1 protein-coding gene is annotated in these 1747 nt (G+C 70.1%); it reads right to left on the bottom strand.

The window, feature by feature from the left end; translation table 11 throughout:
- Positions 1-1564: DEAD/DEAH box helicase (locus tag QZY48_RS01090; RefSeq protein WP_295426595.1), on the bottom strand; the 1564-nt coding region annotated here is incomplete at its 3' end.
- Positions 1565-1747 lie beyond the last annotated feature (183 nt).

Here is a 1747-nt window from a genome sequence, read left to right on the forward strand (position 1 = left end):
CCTGCTCCTTGGCGACGCGGGCGATCAGGCGGTAGAAGAAGTCCAGGTCCTGCACGGCCAGGGTCTCGCGCAGTTGGGTGGTGAAGCGGTCGATGCGCGAGGCGCTGAGCTGCTCGGCGGAGGGCGCCGGCATCTCCGGGATCGGGCGGCGGATGGTGCGCTCGATGGAGCGCAGGAGGCCCCGCTCGCGCGGCTCCACCAGCAGGATCGCCTTACCCGCGCGCCCGGCGCGCCCGGTGCGCCCGATACGGTGTACATAGGCCGAGGGGTCGGTCGGGATGTCGAAGTTGACCACATGACTGATCCGCTCCACGTCCAACCCGCGGGCGGCCACATCGGTCGCCACCAGGATGTCGAGCTGGCCGCCCTTGAGCCGCTCCACCGTGCGCTCGCGCATCTCCTGATTCATGTCGCCGTTCAGGGCCTCGGCCGCGAAGCCCTGGGAGCGCAGCTTGTCGACCAGCTCCGTGGTGCCGCCCTTGGTGCGCACGAAGATCAACATGCCGTCGAAGGTTTCAAGCTCCAGGATGCGGGTCAGGACGTCCGCCTTGTGGAAGCGGGTGACCACGACGTGCTGCTGCTCGATGGTGTCGACCGTCGCGGTGGCCGTCTCGATGCGGATCTCGACCGGGTCATTCAGGTGCTCGCGGGCGACCTTCATGATGCCCGGGGGCATGGTGGCGGAGAACAGGGCCACCTGACGCTCGGGCGGGGTCTGCTCGAAGATCCAGTCGATGTCCTCGGCGAAGCCCATGTTGAGCATCTCGTCGGCCTCGTCCAGGACCAGGGCCTTGAGCGCGACCAGCGACAGGGTGCCGCGACGCAGGTGGTCCATGACCCGCCCCGGGGTCCCGACGATCACCTCCGGCGCACGCTGGAGCTGGCGGACCTGGAGCCCGTAGCTCTGCCCCCCATAGATGGGTGCGACATGGAAGCCCGGGATGTGGTGGGCATAGCGCTGGAAGGCCTCGGCGACCTGCAGGGCCAGTTCCCGGGTCGGCGTCAGCACCAGCACCTGCGGGGGCGCGGCGTTAGGGTCGAGGCGCGAGAGCAGCGGCAGGGCGAAGGCGGCCGTCTTACCGGTACCGGTCTGGGCCTGGCCCATGACATCGCGGCCCGCCAGCAGCGGGGGGATACAGCGCAACTGCACCGCGGTGGCGGTCTCGTAGCCCAGTTCTGCCACGGCGCGCAGGACATCGGGGGAGAGACCGAGCGTCGCGAAGCCGTCGTCGGGGGTTTCCTCGACGGGCGCAGCCGGCACGGGGGCGGCGGCGATCGGGGCCGACGCGGCGGCGGGCGGCTCGGTCACGGGGGCGACGGGGGGCGGGGCGTCGACCGGTTCGGTGACCGGCTCATTGACCGGCTCGTCGTCCGGCTCGCTGACCGGTTCGGTCGCGGCCGCGGCGGCCAGATCAGCATCGCCCTCGGCAATCAGCTCGGCGATCACGGCGATCGGATCGGCGGTCGTATCGGCGGCGGGTGCCGCGGTCGACTCGGTGCTCAGTTCGGGATCGACGCTTTGCGCCTCGTTGCCGGCTGCCGCGGCGGTGTTGGGGGTATCCATAGGGGGCGGGCCTCGCAGAGTGAATGGTGCCTGGCATACGTCCAGGGAGTGCAGCATCCGGAGGAGTGCGTCCGAGGAGGGGGGTCGGCAGGGGGATATCGCGGGAAACCGGGCATTATGGTCTGACGGGAGGTCGGATGCAACACCCAAAAAGGGGCAAGGGGCAAGGGGCAAGGGGCAAGG

The organism is uncultured Thiodictyon sp. (genome assembly GCF_903828115.1).
GTDB lineage: Bacteria > Pseudomonadota > Gammaproteobacteria > Chromatiales > Chromatiaceae > Thiodictyon.